The sequence below is a fragment of the Mycolicibacterium sichuanense genome (genome assembly GCF_033741125.1).
Lineage (GTDB): Bacteria > Actinomycetota > Actinomycetes > Mycobacteriales > Mycobacteriaceae > Mycobacterium.
Genome location: NZ_JAWQPU010000005.1, coordinates 109926 through 123391 on the forward strand (window position 1 = coordinate 109926; position 13466 = coordinate 123391).

General features: G+C 67.7%; 14 protein-coding genes. 3 read left to right on the plus strand and 11 right to left on the minus strand.

The window, feature by feature from the left end; translation table 11 throughout:
• Nucleotides 1–9 precede the first annotated feature (9 nt).
• The gene (locus tag SBI80_RS16455; protein WP_318975878.1) at nt 10–462 is read right to left on the minus strand and encodes an SRPBCC family protein; all 453 of its coding nucleotides are present in this window, start codon (nt 460–462) and stop codon (nt 10–12) included.
• A complete protein-coding gene (locus SBI80_RS16460; protein ID WP_413232735.1) occupies nt 459–1979 on the minus strand; it encodes an FAD-dependent oxidoreductase in 1521 nt (506 codons plus the stop codon). Before SBI80_RS16460 ends, SBI80_RS16455 begins: the two co-directional genes overlap by 4 nt.
• A gap of 104 nt (nt 1980–2083) precedes the next feature.
• Between SBI80_RS16460 and SBI80_RS16465 the strand changes: the two genes are divergently transcribed.
• Nucleotides 2084–2278 carry a hypothetical protein gene (locus SBI80_RS16465; protein WP_318975880.1) on the plus strand — a complete coding sequence of 65 codons (195 nt, stop codon included), beginning with the start codon at nt 2084–2086 and terminating at the stop codon, nt 2276–2278.
• Between the two features lie 73 nt (nt 2279–2351).
• On the opposite strand, the gene SBI80_RS16470 is transcribed toward SBI80_RS16465, so the two are convergent.
• From SBI80_RS16470 to SBI80_RS16510, 9 genes are all read right to left on the minus strand, one after another.
• On the minus strand, nt 2352–2711 hold the full coding sequence (locus SBI80_RS16470) for a VOC family protein (protein ID WP_318975881.1): 360 nt from the start codon (nt 2709–2711) through the stop codon (nt 2352–2354).
• Between the two features lie 67 nt (nt 2712–2778).
• The gene (locus tag SBI80_RS16475; protein WP_318975882.1) at nt 2779–4968 is read right to left on the minus strand and encodes a catalase; all 2190 of its coding nucleotides are present in this window, start codon (nt 4966–4968) and stop codon (nt 2779–2781) included.
• 110 nt (nt 4969–5078) lie between these two features.
• Entirely contained in the window at nt 5079–5804 is a 726-nt protein-coding gene (locus tag SBI80_RS16480) for a class I SAM-dependent methyltransferase (RefSeq protein ID WP_318975883.1), read from the minus strand.
• Nucleotides 5805–5874: 70 nt separating this feature from the next.
• A complete protein-coding gene (locus tag SBI80_RS16485) occupies nt 5875–6651 on the minus strand; it encodes a TauD/TfdA dioxygenase family protein (protein ID WP_318975884.1) in 777 nt (258 codons plus the stop codon).
• Complete coding sequence (locus tag SBI80_RS16490) at nt 6630–7691, minus strand: D-alanine--D-alanine ligase family protein (RefSeq protein WP_318975885.1); 1062 nt, start codon at nt 7689–7691, stop codon at nt 6630–6632. The genes SBI80_RS16485 and SBI80_RS16490 overlap by 22 nt, the downstream gene beginning before the upstream one ends.
• Nucleotides 7691–9019, minus strand: coding sequence for an ATP-grasp domain-containing protein (locus SBI80_RS16495; RefSeq protein ID WP_318975886.1), 1329 nt, complete (start codon nt 9017–9019; stop codon nt 7691–7693). The genes SBI80_RS16490 and SBI80_RS16495 overlap by 1 nt, the downstream gene beginning before the upstream one ends.
• Complete coding sequence (locus SBI80_RS16500) at nt 9016–9858, minus strand: O-methyltransferase (RefSeq protein ID WP_318975887.1); 843 nt, start codon at nt 9856–9858, stop codon at nt 9016–9018. The genes SBI80_RS16495 and SBI80_RS16500 overlap by 4 nt, the downstream gene beginning before the upstream one ends.
• Entirely contained in the window at nt 9855–11078 is a 1224-nt protein-coding gene (locus SBI80_RS16505) for a sedoheptulose 7-phosphate cyclase (RefSeq protein WP_318975888.1), read from the minus strand. The genes SBI80_RS16500 and SBI80_RS16505 overlap by 4 nt, the downstream gene beginning before the upstream one ends.
• A gap of 41 nt (nt 11079–11119) precedes the next feature.
• A complete protein-coding gene (locus SBI80_RS16510; protein ID WP_318975889.1) occupies nt 11120–11785 on the minus strand; it encodes an HAD-IA family hydrolase in 666 nt (221 codons plus the stop codon).
• Between the two features lie 208 nt (nt 11786–11993).
• Between SBI80_RS16510 and SBI80_RS16515 the strand changes: the two genes are divergently transcribed.
• Together SBI80_RS16515 and SBI80_RS16520 are read left to right on the plus strand one after the other, a co-directional pair.
• The gene (locus tag SBI80_RS16515) at nt 11994–12587 is read left to right on the plus strand and encodes a TetR/AcrR family transcriptional regulator (RefSeq protein WP_318975890.1); all 594 of its coding nucleotides are present in this window, start codon (nt 11994–11996) and stop codon (nt 12585–12587) included.
• Between the two features lie 42 nt (nt 12588–12629).
• Entirely contained in the window at nt 12630–13316 is a 687-nt protein-coding gene (locus SBI80_RS16520; protein WP_318975891.1) for a GAF and ANTAR domain-containing protein, read from the plus strand.
• The last annotated feature ends 150 nt before the right edge of the window (nt 13317–13466 follow it).

Below are 13466 nucleotides of genomic sequence, written 5' to 3' on the forward strand. Positions count from 1 at the left end.
CCCCCGCGCCTAGGTGCCCTCGGCCGGGGGCGCGTTGCGTTCGGCGATCATCTTCAACCGCCAGGTGCACTCCCGGTTCCGGGGCGCTACACCGAGCAGCTGCACGGCGTCGGGTACCCACCGCAGCGGCACCGTCACCGCGACCTCGGTCATCGACACCCGACAGCCACCACTCGCAGTATCGCTGAGCTCCATGGTGATTCGGGCCTCGGCGGCCGGCCGAGTCTTGGCCAGCAGCACCAGCTGCTCCCCCGGCACGCACTGTTCGACGACGGTCTCGTCATCGATGACGGCCGGCCAGGCGCCGATCGAGTGCAGTATCCGAGAGCCCGGCGCAGGCCACTGCGGGTCCACGGCGCGGATCCGGCTATTGCCGACTACCCACCCCGAATAGCTCCAGCCGTCGGCCAGCACCTTCCACACCCGCTCGCGCGGTGCGTCGATGTCTCGCGTCACGGTCATCGCGTCTCTCCCATCGGTTCGGCCGAACGCGCCAGGTCATTGGTCGCGGGTCCCTCGAGCAGCGTGCCGTCGGGCGCGAACCGCGATCCGTGCAATGGACATTCCCACGCCTCGTCGGCGTCATTCCACGTGACGATCCCTCCGAGGTGCGGGCACACGGGCGACACGACGTGCTCGACGCCGTCGACGGTGCTTCGGGCACGCAGGTGCCACGGCGGGCCCTGGACCACGCCACCGCACGCCGGGGTCCCCCGTGGCGCGGCCATCGGCGTCACCCACCCCTTGGCGAGGTTGAACCCGACCTCGAGGTTGCACTGCGCCAGCGTGCCGAGCCCGGCCAGTTCGTGCGGGCTCCAACTCGCGAAGGCGCTCGCCCAGTCCATCCGGCCACCCAGGATTCGACTGGACAGGGCCAGCCCGGCCGCGGCGCCGTTGGTCATGCCCCACTTGTCGAAACCCGTTGCCACGTAGATGTCGTCGAGACCGGGCAGGATCGGTCCGACGTAGGGCAATTCATCGACGGGTGAGTAGTCCTGGGCGGACCACGAGTGCGTCTGCTCGGCCCCGGGATAGTGCAGCTTGGCCCACCCGCTCAACTCGTCGAGCGCCTTCGACGGTGACTTCCGGCCGACGGGGTGGCCGGCTCCACCGACTACGAGCACGTCACCGGCGGCCGTCGGGGCGTAGCGCACCGAACGCGTCGGCGAGTCCGTGGAGAGGAACATCCCCCGGGTCACGTCACCAGGAACGTCGAACGCCAGGCAGTATGACCGCTGGGCCTTGAGCCGGGCGAAGAACCCGCCGCGGTCGAGGATCGGGGTTCCGGTGGCCAGGACGAGCTGCTGGGCATGAACGGTGATCTCACCGGCGTCGGCGGTCCGAACGGCAATGCGCGGCGTGCCCCCGAGGAGGGAGACGTGGTGCACGCGGGCCCCCTGCGCGAGGCGCCCGCCATGTTCGACGAGTTCGGCGACCAGGCTCTCCAACAGCGTCATCGGGTCGAACTGGGCTTGTTCGCGCAGGCGAACGCCGCCGCGGAAGGGAAAGGGCACGTCGGCCTGGTCCACCCATTCGACGCCAAGGCCGACATCGCGGGCGGCGCTCAGCTCGGCGCGGGCGGTGTCGAGTCCGGTGCTGGATTGTGCGTAGGTGTAGGCGTCTTCGTGCTGGACGGCGACGCCCCGGCTCTCGCAGTGGCGCAGCAGCCAGGCCTGACCCTCGCGGTTTCCCTCCACGTACGCCGTGGCCGTGGCGGTGTCGTGCTTGGCGGCGATCTTCGACAGCTTGCTGCCCTGCAGCAGGCTGATCTTGCCGGTGGTGTTCCCGGTGGCGCACGCACCCACGGTGCGCGCCTCGAGGACGAGGACGTCCTTGCCCGAGCGCGCCAGCAGCACCGCCGTGATCAGTCCGGTGATGCCGGCGCCCACGACGACGACGTCGGCCGAGGTGTCCCCGGACAGCCCACTTCGGAAGGGCATGGGTTGTACGACGCGGTCAGCGAGCCAGAGGGACGTCACCTCGTGCCATTACCCCGCAACGGGCCGACGAAACACCAGAACGCGTTTCGGGCGGGTAGGCACGGGTAGGTGTTGGCATACAACGGAATTCGACAGGAGCAGCGATGACCACAGCCAACGACGACAGGGCGGCCGAGGACCAGAAGGCCGAGTCGGACATCGAGTCCGATCCGGGCGTCGCCGGAGCGCGGGACGGCAAGCACGGCCAGGGTGACGGCAGCTACGTCGGCAGGTCCAGCAGCGACGACGACTTCGGCTCCGGCGAGTCGGGTGCCGAGGCGCGGGCGCAACGCCAGTAGTCACCGACGGACGGAACTGCCCTGGGAGACAGTCGATCGACTGTCTCCCAGGGCATTTCACCGTCGTCGAGCCCTATTCGCTGGACGGCGACTCGAACAGTTGCAGATCGTTGCCCTCGGAGTCCTTGAAGCAGGCGATGCGACCCCACGGGTGCTCACTGACCTCTCCGACGAACGTCACTCCGGCGTCGGTCAGCCGGACGATCTCGTCGTACAGGCTGCCTTCGGGCTGCAGGGTGAGGATCGCGCCCCCACCGCTTTGGCCGTGGGTCTGCTCGCGGGCATTCAGACCGATCGAGACGCCGTTGGCATCCAATTCCGACCAGTCGTCACCCTCGTCCTTGACCTTCAGGCCAAGGGTCTCACCGTAGAACTTGACCGCGCGACCCATGTCCTCGACCGGCATCCATACCGTCGCAACACCTTTAGCCACTTCATCCTCCATTGGTTGGCCCCCTGCCGAACACGTACCCGGTTGCCACCGGGCTACACCACGTTCATCACGCAGAGGGACGGCGAGCGCGGCGGGCCGCCTTCTTCTTCGCGACGGTGTGCGTGACCGGCGCTGCCGACTTCACGGGCACCTTGGCCGGCGGCACCGCCGAGGCCATCACGGCGTCGGCGCGGGCCCACGCCCGGTGCAGGCCCAGCGCGGTGGTCAGGTCGCTGCCGAACGCCTTGTCGGCGTCGCTGGCGATGAGCACCCCGGCAGCAGCCCGGTCGATGCCGGCAGCGTCGAGGAGCGAGACGCCGTCTCCCCAGGCGCCAACTGCCTTGCAGTGCCGAAACGTCTCCTGCAGCAGCACCACCAGTTTGATGTCGGGAGTTGGCGTAGTGCCCGCGGCGACGACGACGGCGTCGAACTCGATCGACCGCGCGGTGGCGAAGGTGCGATCGACCACCACGGCGCGCCGTCCAGCCCGCAACGTGCCGCCGACGGGTGCGGTGACCAGCACCGTCACACCCTTGCGCTCCAGCGCCTTGGTCAGCGCCGAGATGCCGGCGAGATCGGAACCGGCGTCGGCGATCACGGCCACCTTGCGCCCGGCGACCGGCCCCGGCGTGGTGACGACCTGCGACAGCGCCGCCGACACCGTATCTCCCGTCGGTGGGTTGCCCTGCGGTGCAGGCAGTCCCAGTCCATCGGCCACCTGGCGGCACAGCTCGGTGTCGACGTTGGCCAGCACCTCGAGCTCGCGTTCCTTGACCGACTTCTCGTAGCATTTGCCGAGCTCGAAGGTGAACGCCTCGACGATGTGTGCCTTCTCGATGGCACTGAGACTGCGGTAGAACATCGCCGGCTGGGTGAAGTGGTCCTCGAACGAGACGGGCTGTTCGCGGGCCACCGGTCCGTCGACCTGGCGAGGCGTGGGCACGTAGCCACCCTCTTCGGCGGAGGCCACCAGCGGCTCACCGCCGTCGATGCCGTTGGGCCGATATGGGGCGACCCCGGTGTGGATGGCACTCTGGTGCATGCCGTCGCGCAGCATGTCGTTGACCGGGCAGTGTGGCCGGTTGATCGGCAGCTGCGTGAAGTTCGGTCCTCCCAGACGAGTCAGCTGAGTGTCCAGGTAGGAGAACAGCCTGGCCTGCATCAGGGGGTCGTTGGTCGGTTCGATTCCGGGAACCAGATTGCCGGTGTGAAACGCGACCTGTTCGGTCTCGGCGAAGTAGTTGGTGGGATTGCGGTTCAGGGTGAGTCGGCCGACCAACTGAACGGGCACCAATTCCTCGGGAACCAGTTTGGTGGGGTCGAGCAGATCGATGCCTTCGTAGGTGTCGCTGCCGTCGTCGGGCATCACCTGAAGCCCGAGTTCGTACTCCAGCGGTGCGCCCGCCTCGATGCCGTCGGCCATGTCGCGGCGATGGAAGTCCGGGTCGACGCCCGCGGCGATCTGGGCTTCCTCCCATACCAGCGAATGCACTCCGGCGATCGGCTTCCAGTGGAACTTCACCAGGCTGGTCTCACCGCGCGCATTTGCCAGCCGGAAGGTGTGTACGCCAAAGCCTTCCATCGTCCGCAAGGAGCGGGGAATGCCGCGGTCACTCATGTTCCAGAAGACGTGGTGGGTGGCCTCGGTATGCAATGAGACGAAGTCCCAGAAGGTGTCGTGTGCGGATTGCGCCTGCGGAATCTCGCGGTCGGGCTGGGGTTTCGAGGCGTGGATGACGTCGGGGAACTTGATGCCGTCCTGGATGAAGAACACCGGCATGTTGTTGCCGACGAGGTCGAAGTTGCCCTCGTCGGTGTAGAACTTCACCGCAAACCCGCGGGTGTCGCGGACGGTGTCAGCCGAACCACGGGACCCGAGGACGGTGGAGAACCGGCAGAACACCTCCGTCGTGACGCCCTTGGCGAGGAACCCGGCCTTCGTCACCGACGCCGCGGCGCCATACGACTCGAATACGCCGTGCGCCGCCGCGCCGCGTGCGTGCACGACCCGCTCCGGAATCCGCTCGTGGTCGAAGTGGGTGATCTTCTCGCGGAGGTGGAAGTCCTCGAGCAGGGTCGGCCCGCGCGAACCCGCCTTGAGGGAGTGGTCGGTGTCGGGCAGTCGCAAACCCTGCGCGGTCGTCAGGTAGCGGCCCGATTGCGCTCGCGAATCGGCATCGGCGACTTCGGCTTTGCGTGCGCCAGCGGGTCCGACCGCGGAGGGCGCCTTCTGATCCTTGTTGCGTGATGGGGGCATTGAAGCTCCAAGCGTTGCGGTTCGATGGCGACCGCTCTGTACGGGACGCCGGACTGGCGCGACTGCTCCACGCCTCGGCTAGCCCTTACCCCCTGCCACCCCGTCCAAACTCAGCGCGGGGCATCCGCCAGGAACGTGTGTACGACACCGCGCTGCCAACCCGACATGGTCTCACTGTGAATGGCCGTGAACCCGTTGCTGCGCAATCTGTTTCGGAACGCGACGGCGCCGTCGAATCCATTGACACTACGTCTGAGGTGGTGATACAGGGCGGCATCGCCGGTGCGCAGCTTGCCGAGCGGAATCACCACACCCCAGCACACGGCGTTCCAGACGGCGGTGGCCAGTACCGAGTCGCGCACCGAGTACTCGTGCACCGCAAGGGTCGCACCGGGACGCAACAGTTCGCGGAACCGTACGAGCGTCGCGTCCGGGTCGGCGAGGTTGCGCAGCAGGTAGGCCGCGAAGATCCCGTCGAAGGGGCCGTCCACCCCCGCCTTATCGAGGTCCTCGATGCGGCTGTGCACGAAGCGCACCGAGTCGGGCCACGCCTTCGCCCGCGCCTGGTCCAGCATGCCCGCGGACGCATCGACGGCGACGATCTCCGCCTCGGGGGCCGCGGCCAGCAGGGCGGCCGTCGACGCGCCGGTGCCGCAGCCCGCATCGAGCAGACGCAAGCCGCGCCCGCGGTCGGGCAGCCGCATGCGCAGCGCCGAGGCACGCAGGTGCGCGTGATACCCGGGATTGGCGCCGACGAGCTGGTCATAGGCCGACGCGCCGACGTCGAACGCCGCGGGCACCTCGTGACGCGGTAGACCAGCGGACGAGTAACTCACGTGGGCAGCCTCTTCGTTGCGGTCGACGAGCAGGGGGGATTCAGCTGATGGGAATCCAGTATGCGCGCGGTCACGGCGCGGCAGCCACCATGCCACGGTGCATGACGCGGTCGCCGACCACCTCGGTGTGGTCGGCCCGGTGCAGGACGCAGCGGTTGTCCCAGATCACGACGTCGTGGGGCGCCCAGGCGTGCGCGAGGACGTTCGCCTCCCTGGTCGAGTGCCGGAACAGCCCGGCGATCGTGTCGGCGGATTCTCCTGCGGACAGCCCGCTGATGGCCGCGCATCGGCTGGGCGTGCTCAGATACAGCGCGGTGCGACCCGAGATCGGGTGCGTCCAGAAGATCGGGTGCTCGGCGCACGTCTCGGCGTCTTCGTCGAGTTCGAGGCCGGTCACCACGTGCGTGATCGTCCGTCCGGCCAGCCGGTCGCGGACGTCGGCGGGCAGCGTGTCATAGGCCGCGTACTGGTCGCTGAACTGCGTCCGCCCCCCGCGCCGGGGCACCCGCACCGCCCGTAAGGCGGTATAGATCGGCGGGTTTCGTACGTAGCTGGTGTCGGTGTGGAACGTCGACCGCGGTGGTGTGGCGCGACCGACGTTGGTGATGACGTTGAGGTCCTCGAAACCGGACACCGGGGTCTCGCCCTTGGTGAAGGTCAACGTTCCCAGGCTGCGCAGGAACCGCAGGAACCGGTGGTCGTCGGTCCCGCCGTGACCCCGCAGCACCACGACGCCGCGGTCGGCGAGCAGTTCCTGCAGCGCACGCACGTCCCGTTCCCCGAGGGTGTCCACGCGCAGCCCGGTGACGACCGCGCCCAGCGGGGTCAGCTCGTCGTGAGTGAGCACCGGGGTCTCTCACCGTCGAGTTCTGCCAGCGCGATCGCGAACAGCTCGGTCACCTCGATGCCGCGAGCGGCAGCCATCACGGCGATGACGCTGGTGGGAGCGAACGAGCAGTAGGGCCCCGCCTCGAGGAACCACGGGTTGCCCTCGGCGTCGATCCTGAAGTCGAACAATCCGTAGTGACGGCAGCCCAGCGCCTCGTGGCAGCGCCGGGCCGCCTCCCACACCACCGCGGTCACCGGGTCGTCCTCCGGCACGATCCAGGCGCGGCTCGCGTCCTTGGCCACCAGGAACAGGTCGCCCCCCTCGGTACGGTCCAGCTTGTCGTCGCGACCGCGGATCGGTTTCACGGCCGGATCGACCGCATACTCCTCCAGCGGCAGGCAGGTCACCTCACCGTCGCGAACGATGGTGCCGCAGCGCACTTCTCGGCCAAGGGGTACGTAGGACTCGACGAGAGCGGCGGTGCCGTGCGCCAGTGCGAGGTCGACGGCGGCGTCGTAGTCGGCGGGCTCGTGCACCAGCGACACCCCCGCCGAGTTGTCGGCGTCGACCGGCTTGACCACCACGGGCAGCGGCAACGGGCTTGCCCCGCCGGAACCCACCAACCGTCCATCGGGCACGGCGACGCCGGCGGCCGCGACGATCGCCCGGGCCGTGGCCTTGTTCGCGGCGTTCGCCATCACCTCGGGGGGATTGCCGAGATAGGCAATGCCGAGGAGATCGAACACCGCACGGTAGGAGGTCATGCCGGGCAGACAGAACATCTGGGGCACCACCACGTCGACGCCCAGCATCTTGACGTAGGCCAGCGCGTCGTCCAGCGGCATGGCGATCGCCGACGCCAGGGCATCGGCGCCGAGGTCGGCGGGAAAGCGCCACGATCCATCCGGCGACACGTAGGCCAGGTGATGGTCGTAGCGACCGGGCGCGGTCAGCGCCGCCAGGCACGCCCCAGCGTAGAGCCGCGAGAGATCGGCCATGAAGTCGTCGACGGCGGAGCCGACCAGGTGTAACACCGAGATGGGCGGGCGCGCGTCCATTAGTCGCCTCCCGATTCGACGAGCTTGCCGATGTTGAAGTCGATGCGCGTCCACCCGCGCCGTCGGCGCAGGTTGTCCAGCAGCAGCGACGGAATCTGGGCGTGGTGAACCATCAAGTACGGCAACGGATCCCATGCTGCGAAGATCGCGTCCTTGCCGCGCAAGATCGTCAGGAACCGTTCGATGCGGCCGGGCTGGGTAAGCAGCCGCCACAGTTCGTGGTAGATCCAGTACGTGGGCCGGGCTCCCCGCCGAGGAGTGATGACGGGATGTCCGTCGTCGAGATAGGCAGCGGCCACCTGCGGGTCGTCGTAGAACATCGTGATCGCGGAGTGGGTGCGCGGATTGCACTCGATGGCGTACGGGTGGCCGTCGGCTGCCTCGATGAAGTCGAAGGAAACCTGACCGGTGAGTTCCAGCGAACCGACGAACTGTTCGACCCACGACCGGATCTCGGGCTTGTCGACGTGGGCGTAGTTGACCTGGAACGCCGACGATTCGCAGCATCCGTACACCTGAAGCCGGCCACCGCGCACGGTGCCATGCGTGCAGTACTCCGTGCCCGCGATGAACTCCTGCAGGATCCACGGGTCGTCCTCGGAGATCGACAACGAACGCGCGAACTCGGCGTTGCGCTGCGGGGTCTGCCGCGACAATCGGGTCAGGTCCATCCGTCCGACGGGGTTGTAGGCGATCCGTTTGAGGATGTACTCGCGTCCGTCGGGAAAGTCGAAGTCGACGACCTGTCGGGCGTCGGTGATGCGGCGGAAGTCCGGGACCCGCAGCCCGAGTTGGGCGGCGGCCCGGCTGAATTCCGCCTTGTCGTCGAGAATCTCGACGGTCTCGGCATCGAGATGCAAGACGTCGCAGATCGGGTCGAGCAGGGTCCGGGCACGCGCGTCGTGGACGCTGGCGGCGGGGCTGGACACCGGGACGAACACGTCCACGCCCTCGCTTAGCACGACGTCGCGCAGGGCCTCGGCGTAGCCGGGTGCGGTCGGTTCCGGCACGCAGTGAAACGCGTCGACCGCACGCGAGAACCGGTGCCCCGTCCACCGGTACTTCGCCGACTCCACCAGCACCACGCGGTGCCCCGCCGAGTGGAACGACCTGGCCAGCTGCAGCGCCTTGGTCATCTTCCCCCCGCTGATCAAGATCGTGCGGTGCGCCTCGGAAGCCTCGTGCGACGGTCGCCCTCGTCGCCCGACCAGCGTGGCACCTAGCACCAGCGCGAGGTCGACGGGCCACGTCACGGTCAACGCGGCGAGCACGGCCAGTGTCCGCGCGGTGCTGGTGTCCCCCACGCGCGGCGCCAGCAGTGCCGTCACACCCGCGCCCGTCGGATGAGCGTCAGACCGTCCCGCAGGGGAAGCAGCACCTGTTCCACCCGAGGGTCCTCGGTCAGCTTCGCATTGAACTCGGCGATCGCGCGGCCGTTGCCGCCGCCCGGCCCGCCGAGATAGGGCTCACCCTGCATCAGGGTGTTGTCCACCGCGATCACCGCCCGCGGGGTGAGCAGGCCGCTGTCGAGCAGGACGTCGACGTACTGGCGATAGCTGCCCTTGTCGGCGTCGACGAACACGAAGTCGAACCGGCGGTCCGAGTCCGCCTCGGCCTCGGCCGCCAACCGTCGCAGGGTGTCGGCTGCGGGGCCAACCGCCACGGTGATCTTGCGGCCGGCCTCCGACCGGGAGAAGGCGGCGCGGGCGAAATCGACCACGGCCGAGTCGATCTCGCAGGCCACCAATTCACCGTCGGCGGGCAGTTCCTCGGCCATCGCCAACGCGGAATACCCGGTGAACATGCCGATCTCCAGCACCCGTCGCGCCGAGGCCAGGTGCACCAGGAACTTCAGCACCTTACCTTCGACATGACCGGACAGCATCTCCTGCTCCAGCCGTCCGCCACCCGACGCGTCCGCGGTCCAGTCCGTCGCCCGCGTCCTCGCGGCCAAGTCGGCCAATGCGGCCGACTCGGCACTGGTGCACTGGTCCAAATACGGATCGAGGCCAGCTGCGAGGTCGCGCGCCCGCGACAGTCGTTCGACGATCGCGGTGTCGACCCCGGCGACCGCGCTCAGCGCGCGGCACGTCTCGTCCAGTTCGCGCGCCAGGATGGTCGTCGGTGTGACGGGCCGTGCCGGACGGCCGACCGCGGTGGGATTCACGAAACGTCCTGCGCCTCGGCCACGGTGAAGACGTCGATGCCGTCGCCACCGCGCGGGTAGTCCAGGCAGATCTTCTCGTGCAGCTCGAGCGTGTCCGCGAGTTCGGCCACGGTGACGTCGTTGAGGAAGCGGCACCGTCCGATCGGATCCGGAACGGCCGCTCGCAGCAGACCGTCACGGGTCTTGAGGATCGAGGCCGTTGCCTGTTCCAGCAGTTCCGGGGTCAGGTACTCGCTGTTCAGGGCCAGGCCCAGTGCGCTCATCACGCCGAGCACCCGGTCCCGGTCGGCGACGGAGAGATGTCCGCGCCGCTCGGCCAGCGTCGTGGACAGCGCCATGTCGATGTTGATGGCCTGACCGTGGAAGAACGGCACCGCCGGGCTCAACTCGAGGGTCGGGCTCCAGGTGTGCCCGAACGCGATGACCCGGTCCAGGTCGATCTCGTGCAGGTTGGGCGCTTCGAGTTCGAGCATGGTGGCGATGGCCTGGTGGGTCAGCCGTTCGGCGGCGGCCCGCAATTCCGGTGTCCCGTCGAGGTGGCCGAACCGCGTCTGCAACAGTTCGGGACCGTGATTCTCCAGCAGCCGGAAGATCTCGTCGTTGCCGACGACGGCGATCTTGATCAGCTCCGCCATGCCGTTGCGGACCTGATCCTCGGGCAGGGTCTTGAGGAAGGAGAAGTCCAGCAGCACCTTCTGCGAGGCGTGGTAGGCGCCCAGCCGGTTCTTGTGCTTGCCGTAGTTCACCGCGACCTTGATCGACACACTGGCGTCGATCAGCCCGATGAGGGTGGTGGGGATGCGGATGTAGGGCGTGTTGCGCCGGTAGCTGGCACACGCGAATCCAGCGACGTCCGTGGTCAATCCACCACCGACCACCAGCACGGGTTCGGTCCGCACCAGCCCGTAGTCGTCGAACTGGCCGACGATGCGCTCGAACGTCTCCAAGGACTTCGCCGTCTCGCGGATCTGCACCGGCAGCACCGTCAGCGCGATCGCGTGGTGGTCGAAGTAGTTCTGGATCTGCTCGCCGTAGAGCGCCAGAACGGTTTCGTCGACGACCATCAGGGCGCGACCGTAGGGCCGGTACGTATCGGCCAACTCGAGGTTCTCCACGGCGAACACGCCGTCGACGTAGACGAGGTCGTACTCGATCTTCTCGTAGCCCTTGACGTGAAAGGCGCCGTCGCTCACGGTGACGCTGGCCTGAAGGTTGCTCATGGATCTGCTCCTGAATCGTGGTTGGTCAGTCGGATGCTCGGTCAGGACTTCGCCAGTTCGAGGATTCGACCGGCATCCAGCGACTCGACGGTCTGCGCGGCGTCGGCGAAGTCGCCGCCCGCGGTGTTCTCGTTCGGGAAGGCAACACACGTGATGCCCGCCGCGGCCGCGGCCTTCACCCCGCCGGCGTTGTCCTCGATCGCCACTGCGCCGTCGGCACTCTCGCCCAGTAGCTGCAGGGCGAACGCGTAAGCCGCCGGATTGGGCTTGGGATCGTCGACGGAATCGACGTCGACGACGACGTCGAACACGTCGGCATCCAGATGCGGTTGCAGCGCCGACAGGATCGCATCGACGTTGCCCTTCGAAGTCGTCGTGACGAAACCCAGCTTGTGGCCGCCGCGCTTGGCCTCCTCGACGGTGTCGAGGACGCCGGGACGCGGCTCGATGCTCGTCGACGCCAGGAGGTCCTGGAAGATCTGCGACTTCTTGGCGTGCACGGCCGAGGCGTCGACGTCGGCTCCGCGGGAAGCCGCGTACTCCTTGATCCGAGCCGCACCGCCGTTGGACCCCAGCATGGACCGGTAGTCGTCACGTGACCACTCCCAGTCCAGGCCGTAGGCGGCGAAGGCGTCGTTGAAGGCTTGGCGCTGGAGTTCGGAGGTATCGGCAAGGGTGCTGATCGAGCCGAAGAAGATCGCTGACATGGGATTCCCTTTCGAGTGGGCGGAGAAGATCCCAACGCCGCCAACAGCGACGTCGCACTTCGGAATCGTGAATGCCCCGTACACTAATGAAATAAACGTTCAATAGTGGATGTCCAGGCCAGTACTGACTTAGGTGTTCATCAGCTAACTTCCTGTCGACGACCCGGGATTTCGACGGTCTCGACGGGCGAAGGAGATGCGCACGCAGATGGCACCTGTCGACGGCAACCGAGCAGGCGAATCGGGTGAGGACGCGCGGGTCGCGCGGACCCGGACCGACGTCGCCCGGGCTGCGCTCGAGGTGCTCACCACCGAGGGGTCCGATTCCGTGACCCACGCCCGGGTGGCCGATCTGGCCGGGTACTCCAAGACCACGCTGTACGCCCATTGGCCGGCGCGAATCGACCTGATCACCATGGCGATCGAGGCCCTTGGCGCCATGCCGCACCACGACCGCACCGGCGACCTGCGCGCCGACGTGATCGGCGAGCTGAAGGTGTTTCGCACCGCCGTGGTCGAACTGCGGCTGGACCGGATCCTGGCGGGCATGGCCCAGTGGGCCTCGGTGGAGCAGATGGCCGAGATCAGGAACAAGGTCAATACCGACGGCCAGCGCCAGATGTACGAAATGCTCTCAGAACGCTTCAGCGGTGCAGCCCTTGACGCCGCCGTGTCCATGCTCAGCGGTGTCGTGGCCTGTCCGGCGCTGATGTTCGGCACCCTGCCCGACGACGCGGTGATCGAGGCCGCGGTTGACATCGTCCTTCGCGACGGCCACCCCGAGACCGCGAAGCCTCGATGACGGCGAGTTTGACCACCGTCGCGATGCGGGAAGGCTGACCCCATGGCGACACGGTCTAATCACGAGCTTGCGGTCCGAATGGCCGAGTTGGCCCGCACGCTCGCCCAGGACAGATCCGTCGACGCCGTGCTCAAGGAAGTGACCTTGGCCGCCGTCGAACTCATCCCCGGCGTCGACACCGCGGGCATCCTGCTGATCAAGGCCGGCGGCGGATTCGAATCCCTGGCGACGACATCCGAACTGCCCCATCAACTCGACATCCTGCAGATGACCTTCGACGAGGGGCCGTGCGTTCAGGCTGCGCTGGCCGACACCGTCGTGCGCACACCCGACTTTCGCAAGGAGACGCGCTGGCCGCAGTACTCGCCCGCCGTGGTGGAGATCGGCGTCTACAGCGGCCTGTCCTTCAAGCTCTACACCGGTGAACGGACCGCAGGAGCGCTGAATCTCTTCGGCTTCGCGCCCCGCCAGTGGAACGCCGAGGACGAATCCATCGGCGGTGTGCTCGCCGCGCACGCCGCCGCGGCCATCGTCGCCACCCAACAGGAACAGCAACTGCACGCGGCGCTGATGAGCCGGGATCGGATCGGTCAGGCCAAGGGCATCGTCATGGAACGGTTCGGGGTCGACGCCGTGCGGGCCTTCGACATGCTCCGCCAGCTGAGCCAGGAGGAGAACGTCAAACTGGTCGACGTCGCCGACCGCGTGATCGCCACGCTGCACGACTGACGGCCGCGCGGGGTTGTGGCCCGCGTCACCAAATTCACGTGATTTGCCTTGGGGTGTAGGCAAACTCACAGCTCAGAACTTGGTTTACACGAAATTAACATGGACGATTGACACGTTCCCACGGCAGGTGACCCCGCGCCGTGGGATCCC

Bases quoted from the DNA above. Each gene is read 5' to 3' on its own strand.
- SBI80_RS16455 (WP_318975878.1), bottom strand. From the start codon at position 462: ATGACCGTGACGCGAGACATCGACGCACCGCGCGAGCGGGTGTGGAAG.
- SBI80_RS16475 (WP_318975882.1), bottom strand. From the start codon at position 4,968: ATGCCCCCATCACGCAACAAGGATCAGAAGGCGCCCTCCGCGGTCGGA.
- SBI80_RS16465 (WP_318975880.1), top strand. From the start codon at position 2,084: ATGACCACAGCCAACGACGACAGGGCGGCCGAGGACCAGAAGGCCGAG.
- SBI80_RS16510 (WP_318975889.1), bottom strand. From the start codon at position 11,785: ATGTCAGCGATCTTCTTCGGCTCGATCAGCACCCTTGCCGATACCTCC.
- SBI80_RS16515 (WP_318975890.1), top strand. From the start codon at position 11,994: ATGGCACCTGTCGACGGCAACCGAGCAGGCGAATCGGGTGAGGACGCG.
- SBI80_RS16490 (WP_318975885.1), bottom strand. From the start codon at position 7,691: ATGGACGCGCGCCCGCCCATCTCGGTGTTACACCTGGTCGGCTCCGCC.
- SBI80_RS16505 (WP_318975888.1), bottom strand. From the start codon at position 11,078: ATGAGCAACCTTCAGGCCAGCGTCACCGTGAGCGACGGCGCCTTTCAC.
- SBI80_RS16520 (WP_318975891.1), top strand. From the start codon at position 12,630: ATGGCGACACGGTCTAATCACGAGCTTGCGGTCCGAATGGCCGAGTTG.